A 21,733-nucleotide genomic window follows, 5' to 3' on the forward strand; every position below is an offset into this window, starting at 1 on the left:
AAGTTTTAGAGGATTGAATCATGAGCAACGTCGACCACGCCGAAATCGCCAAATTCGAAGCCCTGGCCCATCGCTGGTGGGACCGCGAAAGCGAGTTCAAACCGCTGCACGACATCAACCCGCTGCGGGTCAACTGGATTGACGAACGCGTCAACCTGGCCGGCAAGAAGGTCCTCGATGTCGGTTGCGGCGGCGGCATCCTCAGCGAAGCCATGGCCCAGCGTGGCGCGACCGTGACCGGCATCGACATGGGCGAAGCACCGTTGGCGGTCGCACAACTGCATCAACTGGAATCCGGCGTGAACGTCGAGTACCGGCAGATCACCGCCGAAGCCCTTGCCGAAGAAATGCCCGAGCAGTTCGACGTCGTCACCTGCCTGGAAATGCTTGAGCACGTCCCGGACCCGTCCTCGGTGATCCGTGCCTGCTTCCGCATGGTCAAGCCCGGCGGCCAGGTGTTCTTCTCCACCATCAACCGCAACCCGAAGGCGTACCTGTTCGCCATCGTCGGCGCCGAATACATCATGAAGCTGCTGCCGCGCGGCACTCACGACTTCAAGAAATTCATCCGCCCGTCCGAGCTGGGCGCCTGGAGCCGCATGGCCGGCCTGACCGTCAAGGACATCATCGGCCTGACCTACAACCCGCTGACCAAGCACTACAAACTGGCGGCGGACGTTGACGTCAACTACATGATCCAGACCCTGCGCGAGGAGTAAGCCGATGGCCATCAGAGCAGTCCTCTTCGACATGGACGGCACTCTGCTCGACACCGCGCCGGACTTCATCGCCATCTGCCAGGCGATGCGCGCGGATCGCGGCTTGCCGCCAATGAACGACAAACACATTCGTGATGAAATCTCCGGCGGCGCCAAGGCCATGGTTGCGGTGACGTTCTCGATGGATCCGGAGTCGCCGGGCTTCGAGGAATTGCGTCTGGAGTTCCTTGAGCGCTATCTCGTCGGTTGCGCCGTGCACAGCAAGCTGTTCGACGGCATGGGCGAATTGCTGGCCGACATCGAGAAAGCCCATCTGGTCTGGGGCGTGGTCACCAACAAGCCGCTGCGCTTCGCCGAGCCGATCATGCAGCAACTGGGGCTGGCCGAGCGCTCGGCCCTGCTGATCTGCCCGGATCACGTGAAGAACAGCAAGCCGGATCCCGAGATGCTGACCCTTGCCTGCAAGATGCTTGATCTGGATCCGTCGACCGTTCTGTTTATCGGCGATGATCTGCGCGATATCGAATCCGGCCGTGACGCCGGCACCAAAACCGCTGCCGTGACCTATGGCTACATCCACCCGGACGACAACCCACGACACTGGGGCGCGGACGTGGTGGTGGATCATCCGCTGGAGTTGCGCAAGGTGCTCGACAACGCGCTGTGCAGTTGCTGAGTGGTGCTGCAAAGCGACCATCGCTGCATTCCCGCGCAGGACGCGGGAACGATCAGAAGTTAATGGATTAGAGGTTTCTTATGTTTGATTACTCCGCTCGCCCCGAATTGCTCAAGGATCGGGTCATTCTGGTCACCGGTGCCGGTCGCGGCATCGGCGCGGCTGCCGCCAAGACCTACGCCGCCCACGGCGCGACCGTGCTGCTGCTGGGCAAGACCGAAGCCAATCTGACCCAGGTCTACGACGAGATCGAAGCGGCCGGTCATCCACAGCCGGCCGTGATCCCGTTCAACCTCGAAACCGCCCTGCCCCATCAATACGATGAGCTGGCAGCGATGATCGAGACCGAGTTCGGCCACCTCGACGGCCTGCTGCACAACGCCTCGATCATCGGCCCGCGCACGCCGATCGAGCAGTTGTCCGGTGAAAACTTCATGCGCGTCATGCAGGTCAACGTCAACGCGATGTTCATGCTGACCAGCACCCTGCTGCCGCTGCTCAAATTGTCGCAGGACGCCTCGGTGGTGTTCACCTCCAGTAGCGTCGGGCGCAAGGGCCGTGCTTACTGGGGCGCCTATGGCGTGTCGAAGTTCGCCACTGAAGGCCTGATGCAAACCCTGGCCGACGAAGTCGAAAACGTCGCCCCGGTACGCTCCAACAGCATCAACCCGGGCGCCACCCGCACCAGCATGCGCGCCCAGGCATACCCGGGTGAAAACCCGCTGAACAACCCGACACCAGAAGAGATCATGCCGGTCTATCTGTACCTGATGGGCCCCGACAGCACCGGGATCAATGGCCAGGCCTTCAACGCCCAGTAATGCCATACGTCGCATTTGTTGCCGTGGCGGAATACCGTCGCGGCATGCAATTGCCGCCTTGAGCGCGGAAAATTCAGTCAAATAACCACCGCCCTTCTTTTCGCTAAAATCTCAAGCCATTGATCCACAACGGTTTTAATAAAATATGAACCGTATGGCACGACTTTCGCTCTACATTTCCTCAAAGCACGCCGAGTGAAGGCAGTCGGGCAAGGCCTGATTCGATAGCTGACTAATCGTCATCGGGCAGACTAAACTTACGCCAAATGTCCTACGGGACTGATGGATCAGTATGACGCGCAGCCCATAGCCGCTCTCACCCAGCCTGTAAGACAGACTTACTGCTTAGGGGCTCACGCCATATGAAATCACCCTCCCAGACCACTGCAATTGACTTCGACAGTGCCAAATTGCAACGCCTGGGCTTTGGTCAGCAGCCGCCTCTCCTGGCGCGACCTGTCAGCCTGGCGCAATTGCGCCAGCAAATGAGCCTGCAACTGCAAACCAGCCTTGAGCCTCAACGCATCCTCGGTCTGTTTTTCCGCGAAGTTCAGCGCCTGGTGCCGCTGGACGCCTTGACCTACGTGCACAACGGCAGCGATCTGCGCCTGGAGTTCGGTGCCCGCGGCCACCACTCGGCCAGCTACAGCCTGAGCCACGAAGGCGAGCACATGGGTGAGCTGGTGTTCCGCCGTAACCAGCGCTTCAGCGAACAGGAACTGGGTAATCTCGAATCGCTGCTGTCGGCCCTGCTGTATCCGATGCGCAATGCGCTGCTGTACCGCGCCGCCACACAAAGCGCCCTGCGTGATCCGCTGACCGGCGCCGGCAACCGCATTGCCATGGAGCAGACACTGCTGCGGGAAATCGAGATGTCACGCCGGCACCTGCAACCGCTGTCGTTGCTGATGCTGGACATCGACCATTTCAAACAGGTCAACGACCTCCATGGCCACAGCGCCGGCGACGACGTGCTCAAAGCCGTGGCCGCGTCGATCAAGGGCCAGTTGCGCAATGTCGACATGGTGTTCCGTTATGGCGGGGAAGAGTTTCTGATCCTGCTGTCCAACACCGGCCGCGATGCGGCCGCCATGGTCGGCGAGCGCCTGCGTCAGGCAGCGCAGGCCCAGGATTACTACGCCAATAACCAATTGATCGAACTGACCGTGAGCCTCGGCTGCTCGACCCTGCTGCCGGGCGAATCCGCCGACAGCCTGTTGCGTCGCGCCGACAGCGCGCTGTATGTCGCCAAGCGCGAGGGCCGCAATCGCCTGACCATGGCGGGCTGACTATTCGCCGCCAACAAAAAACGGGAGCCAAGGCTCCCGTTTTTTTTATGGATGTTGCCGAAAATCAGCTCTCGACCAGCGCCCGGCGTTCACGCCCGACTAACACCCGCTCCGACAACTCAAGCTGCATGCAGCGCTCGAGGAACAGGTACATGTAGTCGTAGCTCTTGCAGATCGCCTGTCGCAGCTCCGCCTGCAAGGCTTTGCTCGGGTTCAACCCGGCCAGGGTGCAGATGATCTCCAGCGCCTCCCACGGATGGGCATCATCGTACTGGGCGTGCATCTTCAGCCACTTCATGGCCCGCTTTCGATCTTCCTCAGGGAAGGCCGCGGCGTAGACACCCGTCGAACACACCAGCGCCGACCACTCCCCGGTCGCGCCTTCGATGGCGTAGTTGGTGGCCGCGATGGCCACGATCAGTGAATCCGCCGAACTGGTGTGCCAGCACCAGTGGCTCAAGGCGTGCAACTCAGGTGGCACTTGCTGCGCTTGCAGGTCTTCCAGGCTCACACCATGGGCCCGGCTCCAGTGCAGCCAGTAATCGGCATGGTTGAGTTCGACGCGAATGTTGCGCATCAACCAGCGCCGCGCCATGTCTTCACCCGGATGACGGGCGAATTTGGTCTTGGTGAGATTCTGCGCCATGTACAACGCGAATTGCTCAACGACGGGCCAGCCCCCGATCAGGTACTGGCGCATGGTTTTGGCGCTGAGCTTGTTATCACGCATGCGCAAATAAAGTTCATGTTCGACAACCCGGCGTTTGCTCTCGCTGCAATCCTGGATCAACTGTTGCGCCCAGGCGGGATAACTTGCAGCTTCCATGAGTGGTCCGGTTCGGTTGAATGTGTCGATCACTGTTCGGCTCCTTTTGATTTGTGATTGTACGGATCGGCAAGAGACTTCAACGGAACGTGCCAGGCGCCTTGAATAACAACGGCTGCGGTCTGGCGGGCCGACTTTGCAAACTGTCACAGGTAAACAACTGCGGACGCTCCACAACATAACCCTGAGCGTAATCCACGCCGATTTCAAGCAATGCCTGCTCGATCTGCGCTGTTTCGACAAACTCGGCAATTGTCTGCTTACCCATGACATGCCCGATGTGATTGATCACTTCGACCATTGCACGGTTAATCGGGTCGTCCAGCATATCCTTTACGAAACTCCCGTCGATCTTCAGGAAGTCTACAGGCAAATGTTTCAGATAAGCGAATGAAGACATTCCGGCACAAAAGTCATCGAGTGAGAAATAACAACCCAAGCCTTTGAGTTCATTAATAAATCTGATTGCACTCCCGAGATTTGCAATGGCACTGGTTTCTGTAATTTCAAAACAAATCATTTCAGGCGGTACGCCGTAGTTATCAAACTGCTCGCGTAGAAAGTGCAAAAACGCGTCATCTCCGATAGTAATGCCTGAAAGATTAATCGCACACATTGCCAGAGGGCCTTCGCACTCTTCGTTAATACATTGGGCAATTACCTTAAATACATTCTGCACAACCCAGCGATCCAGCGACGTCATCAAACCGTAACGTTCTGCCGCCGGTATGAAACTGTCCGGAAGAATCATCCGGCCCGCTTCGTCATGCAGGCGCAGCAGAATTTCGATGTGCCCGCGGGTGCCACCGGCAACCGAACCCAGTGGGGCGATTTCCTGGGCGTAGAGACAGAAGCGGTTTTCCTCCAGGGCCATGTGCAGGCGCTGCACCCAGGCCATCTCGCCGAAACGCAGGGACAGTTCCGAGTCGTCGGCGTGGTAGACCTGCACCCGGTTGCGGCCCTTTTCCTTGGCCATGTAGCAGGCCATGTCGGCGGCCCGCAGCGAGGCTTCGAGGGTGGTCGGGTTCTGTGCGACGTGCACCAGACCAATGCTGACGGTGGTCAGGAACGGCCGTCCCTTCCAGACGAAATGCAGGTTCTGTACGGTCTGGCGCAGGCTCTCGGCGATCTTCTCGGCCGCCTCCGGTGCGCAGTTCTCCAGCAGGATCCCGAATTCATCGCCGCCCAGCCGCGCCAGGGTGTCGCCCTCACGCAAGCCCGATTGCAGCAACGCGCAGATATGCCGCAGCAACTCATCGCCTGCCGCGTGCCCGCAGGTGTCGTTGACCAGCTTGAACTGATCGAGATCGAGGAACATCAGCGCATGTCGCCCGGCCTGCCGCGTCAGGTTGTGCAGGGCCTGTTCGAGGCGGTATTCGAACTCGCGACGGTTGGCCAGTCCGGTCAGCGCATCGTGGGTGGCCTGCCACGACAGATTGGCGATGTATTGCCGCTCCTGAGTCATGTCATGCAGCACCAGCACCGTGCCGCTGACCTTGCCGGCATTGCGGATCGGTGCGCCGACCAGGGTCACCGACACGGTGCTGCCGTCCAGTCGCTGGATCAGCTTCGAGTGTTCGCTGCCGCCGGTGAGCTGGCCGCTGAGAATGTGTTCGATCAGGGTCAGCCCTTCGGTCTGGGCGTTGTCATCCAGCAAGTTGAACAACGCCGCCAGTGGCAGACCGGCAGCCTGCTCGGCCTTCCAGTGAGTCAACGCCTCGGCCGCCGGGTTCATGTAGTCGATCGCCCCGCTGACATCGGTGGTGATCACCCCATCGCCAATCGAGTGCAGGGTGACGTGGGCCCGATCCTTTTCCAGTTGCAGCGCTTCGGCGAAGGCATGCCGTTGCTTTAGCAACTTGCGGGTACGCAGCAGCGCCAGCACGATCAGGCCCAGCGCGGTGGCGAGGTTGGTGAACAGCAGCAGCCGCAGAATCATCCGCGAGCCTTCACCCAAGGCATCGCTGAACGCCTTGGCGGCCGGGGTCACGCCGTCATTGATCGCAAAGATCCGGTCTTTCCAGCGGTGGATATCAGCCTCGGTGGCGGCATTGGCAGTGATACGTTGATGCATCTCCTGCGCCACGCCGTCGAGTTCCACCAGATAGGCGTCGCCCAGCGTCCAGCGGTCGATGGCGGTTTCCAGATAACTGAAGTGACGAAAGTTCAGATACAGCCAGATCAGGCTGGAAACATCATCCGGGTGGTTGCCGCCCTTGAGAATGCCCTCACGCGCCGCCTGCAGGTCGGGCGGTTGCTTGTCCAGCGCCAGGCGCAATTGATGGCCGCCCTGAGGCACGGCAATGGCGTTCTGGTACTTGAGATAAATCGCTTCGTCGCGACTGTCGGCGTAGAGATTGAGGTAATAGATCGCGTCTTTCTGGCCCTTGGACCAAAGGCTTTCACCAGCAACATAGCCGCGAACGGCCGATAGGACGTAAAGACTCACGCCCCCCAACAAGGCTTGAAACAACACGACGGCGATAAATGGCCAGACGATGCCCAGCAACCGAGGCGTTCCGAGAGTCCGCTTTTGCTTCATGGAGTTCCTTGCGTGGTCACTGCCTGATTGTCCGTCTCTATCAGACCAACCCCCCAAAGACTAGGAGGCGTTCGGGTTTCCGGCAAGCGGCGGATCCGCCTCAGTTCAGGACAAACGCCGGATAGACATATGTACAGCCACGGTCGCTGGCGGCATCGATTTACTAAGCACTTCAGGTCTGCCCCCCTCTGTAATGGGAATGCCTTCACAAGGAGTGTGATATGCCCTCGACGTTTTCAGCCTCAACCGACTTATCGACAACCGCAGAAACCAGCGCCATCGAGGCGCTTGGACTGGCTACCGGCCCGGATATCGAGTCCCTGATTCCCCAACCGACCGGCCGGGACCGCAAAAGGTTCAAGGCAGCCCGAGTCGCAACACCGGCTATTACACCCGCCATGACCCTCGAACAGTACATGGCACAACGCATCAATGAACGAATGCTCGACACGGTCAAAACCTTTTTGATCGGCAAACCTTCGCTGATCCGTCATTTGAGTGGCGATATCCTGCGGCTCGCCGACACGGACGAACTGCGCGCGACCCCTTCGGTTTTCCTCCAGCGAGTACTGAATTCCCCCGAATCACTGGACCTGACAGAACGGCTGCTGAAAAGGCTCAAATGGTTCGGTGCATCCCCCGGCGAACAGACACCGTCGTCCGTGCGCTATCAGTTGTCATGCAAAGCCATCTGCCTGCATTTGCATGCGCCGTCTCCCGACGAGTCGCAGGAGCTCGCCGGATTCCACTGGCAAGACCCTGCTCACTGGGGCAAAAGCTACCAGACCCTGCGCAGCGATTTCGAACAGCATTTGCTGCGTACCCGACGGGTTGCCACTACCAAAGAGGCGATCCTGCTGGCCCAGGTGTTTCAACATCGCCTGTCGAAAGACTTTGCCGTGCGCGATATCCCGCCCGAGCTTCGTTACAAGACGTCGATCGTGTGGGTGAACTTCATGCACGGCGTGCTGCTGGCCGAGGTGCTTGGCCTGGATCAGTCGCAACCCTTGTCTTTCCAGCAACTGGTCAGTTTGCCTCTGGAACGCAGTGCTGGCGCCTCCCCCGCAGAGCTGGAAACAATTGCACGACTGCGAATAAGCCCCGCCCTTGAATGGGCGGTGTGCACTGGCGTCATCCCGGCGCGAGCGGCATCCGGTCACGATCAGGAAGACATCAAGCGAGCGCTGACTGCGCTGGAAGAACAAAGCGAAAACCTGAACAAGGCCGTGATGACGCTGGATTCCACCCCGCCTGACCGGATACAGATGGCCAGGGACGTGCTGGCTGACCGGTTCAGTGGTTTTACATTCAACAAGGACGGACGCAAGTTGATGTCTGCCGATCCGAGCCATAGTCATTCAAGAGCACCACTGGACCAGAAGAATCAGCAGGGCCACAACTTTCTGGATGTCTATGCAGACGGCCAGCTCGATGGCGAAAAGCGATGGATTGTCTCCATGCCCGACGGCACAACGCGATCCACCACAGCACTCCGGCTGGATGACCAGCGCGTCCTCTATGCCGAGCGTGAAAACTCGCGGGGTGGTTATGAACGGGTAAATGCAGATGACTACAGCTGGGCCGGCAAATCCTTGCCGGATATCAATGCGCAGTTTGAAAGCGCCTTCAACCAATATCTGGCGACGATCAGGCCGCCCTATCAGACCTTGATCGCCAGCTTGCTGACTTCACTGCCAGCGAGCGAACGCCAGGCATTGGCAATGGGTGAAATCGAGTTGTTGGGGATGCGTCGAAAATCAGGACCCAACGAACCGCCGGATCTGACCCGGGCCAGGAAGGGCTTCGTTATAAAAGTGACCCACCAGGGAAATATTGCCTACTACGAGCTGATCCCGAGTGCCGGTGTCATTCGCCTTCGACCCACCTTGAGGTTTTCAACCGTCAATGGCGTTCGGACCGAGTTTGCCTTGCACGCCACCATCCCCGGGCAAACCTATTCACCAGAGCGTGACATCAGTACTTCGTTGCTGCTCGACTGGTCGGCCCATCTCCACGGCAGGACACCTGCCGCCCGGGGGGCCTACATCGGCTACCTCGACACCGTGGGCACTATAGCCGCAGCCTCCGTGGATACCGGGACCGATGCTGCGACGCTGACATCACGACTGGACGCACTGGCCAACTACATCGCGACAAACTACCTCTACGTCGATGAAGAACACCTGCGCCAGCAAGCCCGAGGCATGACAATCTTCGACAGCCACAGGGCGAAGATCGAGAAACGGCTGGAAGTATTCGTGACGATCGTCAAAGGGTTCGTTCCTTTCTGGGGCAGCATCGAGGACCTGCTCTCCGACGATGTCAAAAGCAAAGCCCTGGGCGGGGTCGGACTCCTGTTCGACCTGGCTTCGTTCCTTTGCCCGATCGGCAAATTCATCTCGGGTTCGGTGCGCCTGCTCCGCGCCGCTGCCGGCACCACTCGCATGGTCGTCAATGCAACGCTGCCGCCGTTTTCGACATTGGCCCGCCAACTCCTCACCCGCTCACTGGCGAACCTCAACCCACTGGACGGCATTCCCTCGCTGCTCAAGGGTCTGGGAAGCGGTGCCGGAAAAGGGCTGCTCTTCATCGGCGGAATGAGCGTTGTCGGCATCAGAAAACTGACGGGAAAGGCCGATGGCTTCCGCCTGGTCCAGAATCTGCCACAAGCCATCGATCCCGGGGACTGGAAGCCGCTGACGAACGGTGATCAGCTCGCGACGGTCAACGGTATTGATGATGTACTCCTGCGCCATACAGATTCTTCGGGACTGGAACGCTTTCATCTGGTCGACCCGATGACCTCCCTGCCCTACGGCCCGCGCCTGCGCAACAACGGCAAAAATCTCGCGCAAGGTCGATCCGGCTTCAAGACATTGCCCCCGAGCGAAACCCACGTCGTTGCGCAAGTTCCGGAACACGCCCACGTTCGTGAAGTGCTTGAGGTCGATGGTCGAACCACCCTGCTGATTGATGACATCCCTTATCGACCGGACGGCAACCAACTGCGCCGCGCCGACCTGATCGATGATCAGTCGCTACTCAAAGCCCTGCCCTGCAGAGTGCGGCGCATGCCGGGGTCGGACGCCTGTAAAACGAGCTATGTCACCCGCAATCCGGCCCCCACGCCAGCCAACGGCACTTACGACACGGATAAAGGCTGGGCACCCTGGTTCGGGGACAGCATTTACACCCCGGCCACAGCGGGTCGAGCGATGCTGCTCAAATCCCTGAAAAAGAAAAGCAGACACTTGGCGGCAATAGCGTTTCAAAAAGGGATTTACGGGAGGATCAAAGTGGATATCCCCTTCGGCACCCGGAATCAGTTCGACACCTTCGAGGCCGGCGCCATCATCGTCCCCGCTATCGACGACTCAAGGCACTATGTGTTCACCCGACTGGACGCCGGATCCTTCTACGTCGCCGAACTGCCCAAGGGGCAAAGCCTCGCCACGCCGTTGACGTTGCGCAAGGCCAATACCCTGCCTGCCGATCTGAAAGGTGAACTGATGACGGTTTATACCGGATCGCTCAATGCCAACAACATGGCGAGAATCTACGGCATTCCAGCCGTGGAACGCGCCCTCGAAACCATGGAGAAAATTGCCATTCGCATTGGTGGTCATGCGAACCCGCCGGACACGCTCAAACTGCTTAAAGTCGATACCAGCCCCGGTGAAGCGGTGTTGTTCGATCATTCCACGCGCATGATCGTCAGCCGGCTGCCGGACGGTGCAGCATCCTGGTCACGTAGCCGGGACGCCTCAGACAGCTTTCGCCAACGAACCGCAGACATTTTCGACACGCTGTTTGGCGAAAAAACAATCAACGTCCGGCAGCACGCAGATCTGAAAATCAATCAGGCGATGAACAAACTCCAGGCGCTGCTTCCTGGCCGTTATCGAGCACAGAATCCAAGAAACATCGCCTATGCAGACATCATGACCGCAACCGGAAACCGTGAGGTCTACATAAGCGTTTCCGGCGCGCAAGGACTGACTGGCGAACTACCGTTGTTCAAAACGCTGCCTAGGTCAGACAAAGTGATTGTCGGCGACACCACCTACTTCAATATCGACTTCGGCCAGACCTTCAACAGAACCTCACTGGAGGTCTCGAGCGAAGGGCAATTGGTGGCGATTCCCCATACGATAAAGGACATCGACACCTACACGCCTGAATTGACCCGAAGGCCGACCTCCCTGGACAGCGAGGCCAAACTGATCAGCGTGCTTCGCAAGAAATATCCCGAAAACCACATGATCGCTTCGGTCGACGTGGCCACGACCATGCCCCCCTGCACCAGTTGCTCGGTGATCGTTAAGGAGTTTGGTTACGACGGCACAGCCAACGCGCTGGAGGTGCTGTGGAACTGAACTACAACCGCTGCAAATGCCCATAAAGCTTGGCGTACAACCCGCCATCGGCAATCAGTTGCTGGTGGTCGCCATCCTCAGCCACTTGCCCGCCGTCGAACACCAGCACCCGGTCCGCCTGCTTCACCGCTGACAGGCGGTGGGCAATGATCAGCGTGGTGCGGCCATGGAGGAACCGCGCCATGGCCTGGTGCAGGTTGTATTCGGTGGCGGCATCGAGGGCTGACGTCGCCTCGTCGAGGATCACCACTTTGGGTTCGGCGAGGATCATCCGGGCAATGGCCAGCCGCTGCCGCTGACCGCCCGACAGGCGCACGCCGGAGCGGCCGACGATGCTGTCCAGCCCGTCCGGCAAGGCGCGGATGGTCGGCTCGAGCTGGGCGATTTCCAGTGCCTGCCAACAGGCTTCATCGCTGCGGGTACGGCCCATGGTCAGGTTGGCTCGCACGGTGTCGTTGAACAGCGCCGGATGTTGAAGCACCACCGCGACATTTTCCCGAACCGTTTCCAGGCCAATTTCCTGCTGGGTCGATCCGCCGAAACGGATCGTCCCGGCCAGCGGCGTATACAGGCCCAGGAGCAATTGCACGAGAGTACTTTTGCCGCCGCCACTGGCGCCGACAATCGCCACTTTCTCACCGGGGGCGATGGACAGGTTCAACTGATCCAGCACCAGTTCGTCGCCGTAACCGAAACTCAGACCCTGCACCTGAATCCCGACCGTATCACGGCCCTTGAACGGGTCGACGCCGCCGGGGTATTGCGGCTCGTCGGCGCGGGCCAGCAGTTCGTTGATCCGCGACAGCGCACCGCCCGCCGCGTAATAAGCGTATTGCAGGTTCAGCAGTTGTTCGACCGGGCCGATCATGAACCACAGATAGCTGAACACCGCGAGCATCTGGCCGATCGACAGGTCGGAGAACAACACCGTCAGCATGGCCGCCGCGCGGAAAATATCGATGCCGAACTGGAACAGCAGACCGCTGGCGCGGTTCGAGGCGTCGGTCTTCCACTGCGAGTTAACCGCGTAGTTGCGCACTTCCTGCGCACGCAAACCCAGCCGTCCGAGGAAGAAGCCCTGGCGGTTGCCGGCGCGCACCTCCTGGATCGCATCGAGGGTTTCGCTCAGCGCCTGAGTGAAGCGCGAGGTGCTGTCATTCTCCAGTTTCTTCAGGTGCTTGACCCGCTTGCCCAACTGCACGGTGGCGTAAATCACCAACGGGTTGAACAACAGGATCAGCAGCGCCAGCTTCCAGTGCATCCACATCAGGATGCTGGCGGTGCCGACCAGCGTCAGCATCGCCACCAGAAAACGACTGAGGGTTTCGCCGACAAACTTGTCGAGGGTGTCGAGGTCGGTGACCAGGTGCGTGGTGACCGTGCCGCTGCCCAGGCTTTCGTATTCGCCGAGGGAGATCCGTTTGAGTCGTTCAATCAAACGCACGCGAATGCGATAAACGATGTCCTTGGCCAGCCGCGCAAACAACCGCGCCTGCAACACGCCAAAACACAGGGCGCTGCAGCGCAGGGTCAGCGTCACCACCAGCATCAGGCCGATATAGCCCGCCGCTTGCTGCCACATCGAAGGCAGCACATGGTTCATGACTTTCAGCGCAGCATCGCCATGGCCGAGCAGGACTTCGTCCACCAGCAACGGCAACAGCAGCGGAATCGGCACGCTGCACAGCGTCGCCAGTACGGCCACGCCGTTGGCGATCCACAGGGATTTTTTGTGATGAAGTGCCAGTCGCCGGACTTCAGCCCAGCTCAGCCGGTCGACACGCTTGACGGCTGGCGTGTCATCGGCCGGGTCAGACACAGGCCGCGCGCTCCAGCCATCGACCGAGCAACGGCGACAGTTCACTGAGCGGCTGGTAGCCGTTGGTCAGCAACGCCAGTTGGCCGTTGCGTTCGGCGAGCAGGGTCGGGAATCCGGCGATGCCCAGATCCTGCACCCAACTGAAATCGGCCTGGGTCGCCTTGTGTTGATCGGCGTGATCAAACAGGGCAGCAAATTCGATGCGCGGGACGCCGGCCTTCTCCGCCAACTCCACCAGAACGCTGGCCTGGGTGACATCGCGACCTTCAGCGTAAAACGCGTGCTGGATCAACCCGACCAGTTTCCACGCGCAATCCGGTGCCAGGCTGCGTGCGGTGACGATGGCCCGGCAGGCAGGTTCGGTGTCGTAGACAAAGCCGTCCGGCAACGCGCCTTCCAGCTTGAACGGCTGGCCGGTGGCCTCGGTGACCGCCTGCCAGTGTTCGAGAATGTAGCGGCGGGTGGTCGGCTCCAGCGCCGCACCACTGCCGGTGCGCAACCCGCCGACCACCAGGTGCAGTTCCACCCCGGCTGTCTGCGCCTGCTCCACCAATGCCTTGGCCACCGGGGCAAATCCCCAGCACCACGAACACATCGGATCCATCACATAGAGCAGGCGTGCAGACATGATTAAGCCTCGGTGGATGCTTGCTTATAGTTGTAGCCGATCGGGTGCGGCATGTTGCGCGCTTTTGCCAGTTCGATCTGCTTCTGGCGGTCGATTGCACTGCGGCGAGTCTTCTCGCTCAGGGTGTCCCAGCAGTGCGGGCAGCTGATGCCGGCCACGTAATGCTCGGAGGCGCGATCTTCAACGCTGACCGGGGTGCGGCAGGCATGGCACTGATCGTAGTCGCCTTCGCTCAGGTCATGACGCACGGTCACGCGGTTGTCGAAGACGAAGCAGTCGCCCTGCCATTTGGTTTCTTCCTGCGGCACCTCTTCGAGGTACTTCAGGATGCCGCCCTTGAGGTGGTAAACCTCTTCGAAGCCTTCGCCGAGCATGTAGCTCGAGGCTTTTTCGCAGCGAATGCCGCCGGTGCAGAACATCGCGACCTTCTTGTGCACGGCCGGATCGAAGTGTTCTTTGATGTAGTCGGGGAATTCGCGAAAACTGGTGGTTTTCGGATCGATGGCGCCTTCGAAGGTGCCAATCGAGACTTCGTAATCGTTGCGGGTGTCAATCAGCAGCACTTCCGGGTCGCTGATCAGCGCGTTCCAGTCCTGCGGCTCGACGTAGGTGCCGACCTTCTTGTTCGGGTCGACGCCTTCGACGCCCAGGGTCACGATCTCTTTCTTGAGCTTGACCTTGGTGCGGTAGAACGGCTGCTCGTCGCAGTACGATTCCTTGTGATCGATATCGATCATGCGTGGATCGTTGCGCAACCAGGCCAGCAGGCCGTCGATGCCTTCACGGCTGCCGGAAACCGTGCCGTTGATGCCTTCTTCGGCGATCAGCAGGGTGCCTTTGATGCCGTTGTCGACCATCGCTTGCAGCAGGGGCTCGCGCAGGTTGACGTAATCTTCGAGGGTGACGAACTTGTACAGTGCCGCCACGACAATCGGTTGTGTCATGGGTATTTCTCCAGGTGGCTACCCTCGTAAAGGGTGAACCGGATGCGAAAAAAAACGCGCCGGGTAAGCGGCGCGTTTCGGATTCTAGCAAAAAACCTCAGTTCATTGCTGCAAGGCTCAATGCTTGCTGCCGCCGGCACAGGTCGGCGACGCCGGAGCGACGCCTGTCTCTGCCCATTCCTGCGGGGTGTAGGTGTGCAGCGCCAACGCATGGAACTCGCCCATCAGCTCGCCGAGCGTGCCGTAGACTTTCTGGTGGCGCTTGACCCGGTTCAGGCCTTCGAACTGCGCACTGACCACCACTGCCTTGAAGTGGGTCTGCAACCCGCGACTGTGCATGTGGCTTTCGTCCAGCACTTGCAGATGCTCAGGCTGAAGCAGCGCCAGCGTCGATTCGATGCGTTGTTGCATGGTCATCACGAACTCCGCTTACTTCTTCTTGGCCGGAGCTGCGCCTTTCGGTGCCAGCTCGTTGGTCATGTCGTCCAGCAGCTTGTTGACCACCGGTACGGCGCTTTCCAGTTTGGCCTGGGTCATCTGGGCCGATTGCTGAGTCAGCTGCGGCATTTTTTCCAGGACTTTCTTGCCCAGTGGCGACTGGTAGAACGCGACCAGGTCTTTGAGCTCGGACTCGCTGAAGTTGCTGGTGTAGAGCTTGACCATGTCCGGTTTCAGCTTGTTCCAGCCAATGGCCTGATCCAGAGCGGCGTTGGCCTTGGCCTGGTAGGTATCCAGAACGGCTTTCTTGGATTCCGGCGCCTTGGTCTGTTCAAAACGCTGGGCGAACATTTGCTGAACCTGCATGTACACAGGAGTGCCCAGCTTGTCAGCGTGCGCCAGGGTCAGGAAAGCTTCGGCACTGGCGTTGTGGCTGGCGGTATCGGCAAGCACCTGGCCGCTGGCGCAAACCAGGGCAACCGCGGTGCAGATGGCACGAAGACGAGTCATCGAGTTTCCTTTTCAGCTAGGCGAGGTAAAACCCCAAGGGCGACCATTCTGCGCCTGAATAACGCTGCGGCTCAACCCCCGGGCCTTGCCGCGCTTGATTGGCGGGGATTTGCCGGTCAACAATCGACTGGAGGGAACCACCCGGGCCGACACCGGCCTAAACTGCGCAAACAGACCAACAGGAGTGTGCACGATGAGCCGTATCGAAACCGACAGCCTGGGCCAGATCGAGGTCCCGGACGACGCTTACTGGGGCGCTCAGACGCAACGCTCGCTGATCAACTTCGCCATCGGTCAGGAACGCATGCCCTTGCCGGTACTGCACGCCCTGGCCCTGATCAAGAAAGCCGCGGCCCGGGTCAACGACCGCAACGGCGACCTGCCTGCCGACATCGCCCGCCTGATCGAACAGGCCGCCGACGAAGTGCTCGACGGCCAGCATGACGACCAGTTCCCGCTGGTGGTCTGGCAGACCGGCAGCGGCACCCAAAGCAACATGAACGCCAACGAAGTGATTGCCGGCCGCGCCAACGAACTGGCCGGTAACCCGCGTGGCGGCAAGACGCCAGTGCACCCCAACGATCACGTCAACCGCTCGCAGAGCTCCAACGACTGCTTCCCTACCGCCATGAGCATCGCTACCGCGCAAGCGGTGCAGGGCCAACTGCTGCCGGCGATCGCCGAGCTGTCGGGTGGCCTGGCCGAGCTGTCGGCGCGGCACATGAAGCTGGTGAAGACCGGTCGCACCCACATGATGGACGCCACGCCGATCACTTTCGGCCAGGAACTCTCCGGCTTCATAGCGCAGCTGGATTACGCCGAACGGGCAATTCGCGCGGCGCTGCCGGCAGTCTGCGAACTGGCACAGGGCGGCACCGCGGTCGGCACCGGGCTCAACTCGCCCCACGGTTTCGGCGAAGCGATTGCCGCTGAACTGGCGGCGTTGTCCGGTCTGCCATTCGTCACCGCGCCCAACAAGTTCGCCGCCCTCGCCGGCCATGAGCCGCTGACCACGCTGTCCGGTGCCCTGAAAACCCTCGCCGTGGCGCTGATGAAAATCGCCAATGATCTGCGCCTGCTGGGTTCCGGTCCGCGTGCCGGTTTTGCCGAAGTGCGCCTGCCGGCCAACGAGCCGGGCAGTTCGATCATGCCCGGCAAGGTCAACCCGACCCAGTGCGAGGCGCTGTCGATGCTCGCCTGCCAGGTGCTGGGCAATGACGTGGCGATCGGTTTTGCCGCCAGCCAGGGTCACCTGCAACTGAACGTGTTCAAACCGGTGATCATCCACAACCTGCTGCAATCGATCCGTCTGCTGGCCGATGGCTGCAGCAACTTCCAGCAGCACTGCATCGCCGGGCTTGAGCCGGACGCCGAAGTCATGGCGAAACATCTGGAACGCGGCCTGATGCTGGTAACGGCGCTGAACCCGCACATCGGCTACGACAAGTCGGCGGAAATCGCCAAGAAGGCTTACAGCGAAGGCAAGACCCTGCGCGAAGCGGCGCTGGAGCTGGGTTATCTGACCGATGAGGAGTTCGATGCCTGGGTGCGGCCGGAAAACATGGTCGAGGCCGGCGCCAAGGGCTGAGATCTGCAGCGTCTGTAAGTCAGTCTTCGCGAGCAAGCCCGCTCCCACAGTTGACCGCAATCCCATGTCAGGAATGCGGTTAAAAGTGGGAGCGGGCTTGCTCGCGAAGAACGATGACTCGGTTAACCTGCTGCCATGCGCATCCGCCGCGCCTTGAGCCCGGCAATCAGCGAAGGCCCGAGCGCCACCAGCGCCGAACCCAGCACCACCAGCACCGCCCCGCCATACCCCAGCAGATTGATTTGCTCGGCGTGCACATATTCAGGCCACACCCCGGCCGCCACGGCCACCGCACCGAACGTCACCAACGGCGTGATCGCCAGCGTCGCGCTGACCCGTGAAGCTTCCCAGTGCGCCAGTGCTTCGGCAAACGCGCCGTAGGCGATCAGGGTGTTCATGCAGCACGCCAGCAGCAGCCAGCCCTGCAGCGGGCTCAGTGACAGCGCTTCGAGCGGATGCACCCAAGGCGTCAACAACAGGGCGCAGAACAGGTAGATCACCATCATCACCTGCAGCGAATTCCACACGGTCAGCAGTTGCTTCTGCCCCAGCGCGTAAAAGGTCCAGACGGTCGACGCCAACAGCACCAGCAACACGCCAGCGGTGTAGTCAGACAAAGAGGTGAGCAATTCAGCCAGACGCTGATTGAAGAACAAGGCGAATCCGATCAGCAGCACCGCCAGGCCAATGCCCTGACCGATACTGAAGCGTTCCTTGAACACGAACAGACTGGCGATCAGCAACATGATCGGCCCCATCTGCACCACCAATTGCGCAGTGCCGGGGCTGAGCAGGTTCAGGCCCATCAGATACAGCACGTAGTTGCCCACCAGCCCGAGCACCGCCATCAGCACCAGCCAGCCGCCCTTAGGCCCGAGCACCTTGCGACTCGGCAAGCGTTTGGTCGCCGCCAGATAAAGGAACAGACAGCCGCCGGACACCAGCAGGCGAAACCAGGTCACCGTGACCGGGTCCATCACCACCAGCACCTGCTTGAGCTTGATCGGCAGGATTCCCCACAGAAACGCCGTCAACAACGCCAGGAACATGCCGTACACCCAACGACCCGATGAAACGTGCATGAGAACCCCAAGCGCCAGAGACAGGAGCGCTCATTCTAGGCGCACAGACCCTGCCCGACACAGGGACAGTTGCGCTCCAGCCGCAAATGAAACTGTGCAGGTCGCAGCAGAAAATTGACGATGGGCCGTTGATCGGCTGCCCGGGCAAGGTAAGTGGTTCAGGCATAAGCTGATTGGATCCAGCCCGGGACATCACTCACCAAGGAGACCCCGTCATGTTAGGCATGCGCGCCCAGGACACCGCCCCCGCCACGCACTTTCGCAGCGACCGCGTGTGCCGGGTCAACGGCGAACTGTATTTCAGCACCCGGGAAAACACCCTCGAAGGGCCGTTCGACAGCCACGAGAAAGCCGAGCAGGAAATCCGCGCGTATATCGCGCGGATGCAGTTGCGGGATTCTGGCAGGTAGATCCGGTCGCCCCATTCGCGAGCAAGCTGGCTCCCACATTCGATCACATTCCTTCAATAAGAATAGGGTCAACTGTGGGAGCGAGCTTGCTCGCGAAAGTTATCGAGAGAGCAAAACAAATTCCCGGACTTAGCGCACGGCTTCGAACAACCCGGTCGCGCCCATCCCGCCGCCCACGCACATGGTCACGATCCCGTAACGCAGATTGCGCCGCTGCAACTCGCGCACCAGATGCCCGACCTGGCGTGAGCCGGTCATACCGAACGGGTGACCGATGGAAATCGAGCCGCCGTTGACGTTGTACTTCTCGTTGTCGATTTCCAGACGATCACGGGCGTACAGGCACTGCGAGGCGAACGCTTCGTTCAATTCCCACAGATCGATATCCGCCACCTGCAAGCCTTTGGCCCTGAGCAGTTTCGGCACCGAGAACACCGGGCCGATGCCCATTTCGTCCGGCTCGCAACCGGCCACGGTGAACCCACGGAAAAACGCTTTCGGCTTGAGCCCCAGTTGCAGGGCTTTTTCCAGGCTCATCACCAGCGTCATCGAGGCGCCATCGGACAACTGCGACGAGTTGCCGGCGGTCACCGAACCGTCCTCGGCGAACACCGGTTTCAACCCGGCGAGACTCTCATAAGTGGTGTCCGGGCGGTTGCAGTCGTCGTGATCGACGATGCCGTCGAGGACCTGCACTTCACCACTGTTTTTGTCTTCAACGCGGTACTTCACCGCCATCGGCACGATTTCATCGCTGAACAGGCCGGCTGCCTGCGCCTGGGCGGTGCGGATCTGACTTTGCAGCGAGTAACGATCCTGCGCCTCGCGGCTGACACCATAACGACGCGCCACCACCTCGGCGGTCTGGCCCATGGTGTAGTAGATGCCGGGGGTCTGCTGCTTGAGCAAAGGGTTGATCAGGTGATCGGTGTTGACGCTTTTCAGGGTCAGGCTGATCGACTCGACGCCGCCGGCGACGATGATGTCGCTGCAACCCGACGCGATCTGATTGGCGGCAATCGCAATCGCCTGCAAGCCCGAAGAACAGAAACGGTTGAGGGTCATGCCGGCGGTGCCGGTACCCAATTGCGAGAGCACCGCCACATTGCGGCCGATGTTGTAGCCCTGGGCGCCTTCGTTGGAGCCGGCGCCGACGATGCAATCCTCGACGCTGGCCGGGTCGATGTCGTTGCGCGAGAGCAACGCATTGACGCAATGGGCCGCCATGTCATCGGGACGGGTCTGGTTGAACTTGCCGCGAAAGGACTTGGCCAGGCCGGTCCGTACGCTGTCGACGATCACCACTTCACGCATGGCATACCTCATTGTTGCAGTCGGTTGAGAGTGGACCGAGCATAAGTCCACCCAATCGCCGACGGCGACAATCATTCACCTCGCGTATGCGGGCCCATCGGTTCAGTCCTTGTGCTTCTTGGCTCGCTTGTCGGACTTTTCGAAAGCTTCTTCCAGCGCCCGGTTGATCGTGCGCAGCACCTTGACCCGGGCCCAGCGCTTGTCATTGGCCTCGACCAGGGTCCACGGCGCGATTTCGGTGCTGGTGCGGTCGACCATGTCGCCCACGGCGGCGCGGTAGGCGTCCCACTTGTCACGGTTGCGCCAGTCGTCTTCGGTGATCTTGAAGCGCTTGAACGGGATTTCTTCGCGCTCCTGAAAGCGCTCCATCTGCGTGTCCTTGTCGATGGCCAGCCAGAACTTGACCACGATCACCCCGGCGTCGGCCAGTTGCTCCTCGAAGTCATTGATTTCGCCATAGGCACGCATCCAGTCGGCGGTGCTGCAAAAGCCTTCGACCCGCTCCACCAACACCCGGCCGTACCACGAGCGGTCGAACACGGTGAATTTGCCCCGCGCCGGGATGTGCCGCCAGAACCGCCACAGATACGGCTGCGCCCGCTCCTCTTCGGTCGGCGCGGCAATCGGCACGATGCTGTATTGGCGCGGATCAAGCGCCGCCGCCACTCGACGAATCGAACCGCCCTTGCCCGCCGCATCGTTGCCTTCAAACACCGCCACCAGCGCATGCCGGCGCATGCGCTTGTCACGCATCAGGCCGGACAGCCGCGCCTGCTCGGTGATCAATTGCTCTTCGTAATCTTTCTTTTCCAGACGCTGAGTCAGGTTGAGGCTGTCGAGCAGGTTCAACTGATCCACCGACGAGCCCAGCGGCTGGGCACTGACATCGTGCGGATGCACATCGGGACGCTTCAAGGCGTTTTGCAGGCCTTCGAGCAGAATCTTGCCGACCGTCAGGCTGCGGTAGTGCGGGTCGACACCCTCGATGACATGCCACGGCGCGTAATCGCGACTGGTGCGACGTAACACGCGCTCGCCGTATTTGACGAACTTGTCGTAGGTCTGAGATTGCTGCCAGTCCAGCGGACTGATGCGCCAGCTGTGCAGCGGGTCATCGGCCAGGGCCTTGAGCCGCGCCTTCATCTGTTTCTTGGACAGGTGGAACCAGAACTTGAAGATCAGCGCACCTTCATCGCAGAACATCTTTTCCATGCGCTCGGCGCCGGCAATCGCCTGATCCAGACGCGGGTCCTTGAACAAGCCGTGGACCCGGCCCTGCAGCATCTGGCTGTACCAGTTGCCGAAGAAAATCCCCATCCGCCCCTTAGCCGGCAGCATCCGCCAGTAGCGCCAGGCCGGTGGTCGCGCCAGCTCTTCATCGGTCTGCTGATCGAAGGTGCGCACTTCGATCAGGCGCGGGTCCATCCACTCGTTGAGCAACTTCACCGTCTCGCCCTTGCCGGCGCCTTCGATGCCGTTGATCAAAATGATCACCGGGAAACGCTTCTGCTGCTGCAACTCGAACTGGGCTTCAAGCAACGCTTCACGCAGGGCGGGCACGGCGGCTTCGTAGGTGTCTTTGTCGATGGCGTGACCGATTTCAGCGGATTCGAACATAGGGACGGCTCCTTCCAGGATTCAGCAAGACTAGCGGATTGGGCTCTGACGCGGCACAGAAATTCCCGCCGGCGGCGGATTGTCCTTGAGTCATCGTCAGCAAGGCTTGCCATGGATCAAGCGCCGCCTGCGTG

Annotated in this window: 17 protein-coding genes; 7 read left to right on the plus strand and 10 right to left on the minus strand. The window is 60.4% G+C overall.

The genetic code is table 11. The annotated features are described in order from the left end of the window. Positions 1–20: 20 nt before the first annotated feature. From ubiG to AC0R79_RS22240, 4 genes are all read left to right on the plus strand, one after another. The gene (ubiG, locus tag AC0R79_RS22225; protein ID WP_007950906.1) at positions 21–719 is read left to right on the plus strand and encodes a bifunctional 2-polyprenyl-6-hydroxyphenol methylase/3-demethylubiquinol 3-O-methyltransferase UbiG; all 699 of its coding nucleotides are present in this window, start codon (positions 21–23) and stop codon (positions 717–719) included. A 4-nt stretch (positions 720–723) separates the two neighbouring features. Beyond that, the gene (mupP, locus tag AC0R79_RS22230; protein WP_085745014.1) at positions 724–1,395 is read left to right on the plus strand and encodes an N-acetylmuramic acid 6-phosphate phosphatase MupP; all 672 of its coding nucleotides are present in this window, start codon (positions 724–726) and stop codon (positions 1,393–1,395) included. An 80-nt stretch (positions 1,396–1,475) separates the two neighbouring features. Next, on the plus strand, positions 1,476–2,216 hold the full coding sequence (locus AC0R79_RS22235) for a YciK family oxidoreductase (RefSeq protein ID WP_007950904.1): 741 nt from the start codon (positions 1,476–1,478) through the stop codon (positions 2,214–2,216). A 362-nt stretch (positions 2,217–2,578) separates the two neighbouring features. Continuing rightward, complete coding sequence (locus tag AC0R79_RS22240) at positions 2,579–3,505, plus strand: GGDEF domain-containing protein (protein ID WP_007950903.1); 927 nt, start codon at positions 2,579–2,581, stop codon at positions 3,503–3,505. A gap of 64 nt (positions 3,506–3,569) precedes the next feature. On the opposite strand, the gene AC0R79_RS22245 is transcribed toward AC0R79_RS22240, so the two are convergent. Then, on the minus strand, positions 3,570–4,364 hold the full coding sequence (locus tag AC0R79_RS22245; protein WP_007950902.1) for a TenA family transcriptional regulator: 795 nt from the start codon (positions 4,362–4,364) through the stop codon (positions 3,570–3,572). 46 nt (positions 4,365–4,410) lie between these two features. Further along, complete coding sequence (locus AC0R79_RS22250; protein ID WP_007950901.1) at positions 4,411–6,873, minus strand: EAL domain-containing protein; 2,463 nt, start codon at positions 6,871–6,873, stop codon at positions 4,411–4,413. Between the two features lie 221 nt (positions 6,874–7,094). On the opposite strand from AC0R79_RS22250, the gene AC0R79_RS22255 reads away from it, so the two are divergent. After that, complete coding sequence (locus AC0R79_RS22255; RefSeq protein WP_474731720.1) at positions 7,095–11,249, plus strand: hypothetical protein; 4,155 nt, start codon at positions 7,095–7,097, stop codon at positions 11,247–11,249. Between the two features lies 1 nt (position 11,250). Here the strand turns inward: AC0R79_RS22255 and AC0R79_RS22260 are convergent, their stop codons facing one another. The 5 genes from AC0R79_RS22260 to AC0R79_RS22280 all read right to left on the minus strand — a co-directional run bounded on the left by AC0R79_RS22260 (position 11,251) and on the right by AC0R79_RS22280 (position 15,588). Continuing rightward, positions 11,251–13,068 carry an ABC transporter ATP-binding protein gene (locus tag AC0R79_RS22260; protein WP_039770577.1) on the minus strand — a complete coding sequence of 606 codons (1,818 nt, stop codon included), beginning with the start codon at positions 13,066–13,068 and terminating at the stop codon, positions 11,251–11,253. Further along, positions 13,061–13,663, minus strand: coding sequence for a DsbA family protein (locus AC0R79_RS22265; protein WP_474735166.1), 603 nt, complete (start codon positions 13,661–13,663; stop codon positions 13,061–13,063). Before AC0R79_RS22265 ends, AC0R79_RS22260 begins: the two co-directional genes overlap by 8 nt. Before the next feature lie 35 nt (positions 13,664–13,698). Further along, the gene (gene trhO, locus AC0R79_RS22270; protein ID WP_096821010.1) at positions 13,699–14,640 is read right to left on the minus strand and encodes an oxygen-dependent tRNA uridine(34) hydroxylase TrhO; all 942 of its coding nucleotides are present in this window, start codon (positions 14,638–14,640) and stop codon (positions 13,699–13,701) included. A 117-nt stretch (positions 14,641–14,757) separates the two neighbouring features. Beyond that, positions 14,758–15,057: a BolA family protein gene (locus AC0R79_RS22275; RefSeq protein WP_007950896.1), complete on the minus strand. Its 300-nt coding sequence runs from the start codon at positions 15,055–15,057 to the stop codon at positions 14,758–14,760. A 12-nt stretch (positions 15,058–15,069) separates the two neighbouring features. Then, the gene (locus tag AC0R79_RS22280) at positions 15,070–15,588 is read right to left on the minus strand and encodes a DUF2059 domain-containing protein (RefSeq protein ID WP_007950895.1); all 519 of its coding nucleotides are present in this window, start codon (positions 15,586–15,588) and stop codon (positions 15,070–15,072) included. Positions 15,589–15,781: 193 nt separating this feature from the next. Here AC0R79_RS22280 and AC0R79_RS22285 point away from each other — a divergent pair, with 193 nt between their 5' ends. Beyond that, positions 15,782–17,176 carry a class II fumarate hydratase gene (locus AC0R79_RS22285; RefSeq protein WP_474731721.1) on the plus strand — a complete coding sequence of 465 codons (1,395 nt, stop codon included), beginning with the start codon at positions 15,782–15,784 and terminating at the stop codon, positions 17,174–17,176. 122 nt (positions 17,177–17,298) lie between these two features. Here the strand turns inward: AC0R79_RS22285 and AC0R79_RS22290 are convergent, their stop codons facing one another. Continuing rightward, complete coding sequence (locus tag AC0R79_RS22290) at positions 17,299–18,258, minus strand: DMT family transporter (RefSeq protein ID WP_474731722.1); 960 nt, start codon at positions 18,256–18,258, stop codon at positions 17,299–17,301. A gap of 215 nt (positions 18,259–18,473) precedes the next feature. Between AC0R79_RS22290 and AC0R79_RS22295 the strand changes: the two genes are divergently transcribed. After that, positions 18,474–18,668 (plus strand): DUF6316 family protein, encoded by a 195-nt coding sequence (locus tag AC0R79_RS22295; protein ID WP_474731723.1) that lies wholly within the window; start codon positions 18,474–18,476, stop codon positions 18,666–18,668. A 129-nt stretch (positions 18,669–18,797) separates the two neighbouring features. Here AC0R79_RS22295 and AC0R79_RS22300 read toward each other — a convergent pair whose 3' ends face one another. Together AC0R79_RS22300 and pap are read right to left on the minus strand one after the other, a co-directional pair. After that, the gene (locus tag AC0R79_RS22300; protein WP_474731724.1) at positions 18,798–19,982 is read right to left on the minus strand and encodes a thiolase family protein; all 1,185 of its coding nucleotides are present in this window, start codon (positions 19,980–19,982) and stop codon (positions 18,798–18,800) included. A gap of 102 nt (positions 19,983–20,084) precedes the next feature. Next, positions 20,085–21,599: a polyphosphate:AMP phosphotransferase gene (pap, locus tag AC0R79_RS22305; protein WP_221533145.1), complete on the minus strand. Its 1,515-nt coding sequence runs from the start codon at positions 21,597–21,599 to the stop codon at positions 20,085–20,087. Positions 21,600–21,733 lie beyond the last annotated feature (134 nt).

It is taken from the genome of Pseudomonas sp. HD57-3 (assembly GCF_056113135.1).

Bases quoted from the DNA above. Each gene is read 5' to 3' on its own strand.
- AC0R79_RS22290 (WP_474731722.1), bottom strand. From the start codon at position 18,258: ATGCACGTTTCATCGGGTCGTTGGGTGTACGGCATGTTCCTGGCGTTG.
- trhO (WP_096821010.1), bottom strand. From the start codon at position 14,640: ATGACACAACCGATTGTCGTGGCGGCACTGTACAAGTTCGTCACCCTC.
- AC0R79_RS22255 (WP_474731720.1), top strand. From the start codon at position 7,095: ATGCCCTCGACGTTTTCAGCCTCAACCGACTTATCGACAACCGCAGAA.
- AC0R79_RS22300 (WP_474731724.1), bottom strand. From the start codon at position 19,982: ATGCGTGAAGTGGTGATCGTCGACAGCGTACGGACCGGCCTGGCCAAG.
- AC0R79_RS22250 (WP_007950901.1), bottom strand. From the start codon at position 6,873: ATGAAGCAAAAGCGGACTCTCGGAACGCCTCGGTTGCTGGGCATCGTC.
- AC0R79_RS22235 (WP_007950904.1), top strand. From the start codon at position 1,476: ATGTTTGATTACTCCGCTCGCCCCGAATTGCTCAAGGATCGGGTCATT.
- AC0R79_RS22240 (WP_007950903.1), top strand. From the start codon at position 2,579: ATGAAATCACCCTCCCAGACCACTGCAATTGACTTCGACAGTGCCAAA.
- pap (WP_221533145.1), bottom strand. From the start codon at position 21,599: ATGTTCGAATCCGCTGAAATCGGTCACGCCATCGACAAAGACACCTAC.
- AC0R79_RS22265 (WP_474735166.1), bottom strand. From the start codon at position 13,663: ATGTGTTCGTGGTGCTGGGGATTTGCCCCGGTGGCCAAGGCATTGGTG.
- mupP (WP_085745014.1), top strand. From the start codon at position 724: ATGGCCATCAGAGCAGTCCTCTTCGACATGGACGGCACTCTGCTCGAC.
- AC0R79_RS22295 (WP_474731723.1), top strand. From the start codon at position 18,474: ATGTTAGGCATGCGCGCCCAGGACACCGCCCCCGCCACGCACTTTCGC.
- ubiG (WP_007950906.1), top strand. From the start codon at position 21: ATGAGCAACGTCGACCACGCCGAAATCGCCAAATTCGAAGCCCTGGCC.
- AC0R79_RS22275 (WP_007950896.1), bottom strand. From the start codon at position 15,057: ATGACCATGCAACAACGCATCGAATCGACGCTGGCGCTGCTTCAGCCT.
- AC0R79_RS22285 (WP_474731721.1), top strand. From the start codon at position 15,782: ATGAGCCGTATCGAAACCGACAGCCTGGGCCAGATCGAGGTCCCGGAC.
- AC0R79_RS22280 (WP_007950895.1), bottom strand. From the start codon at position 15,588: ATGACTCGTCTTCGTGCCATCTGCACCGCGGTTGCCCTGGTTTGCGCC.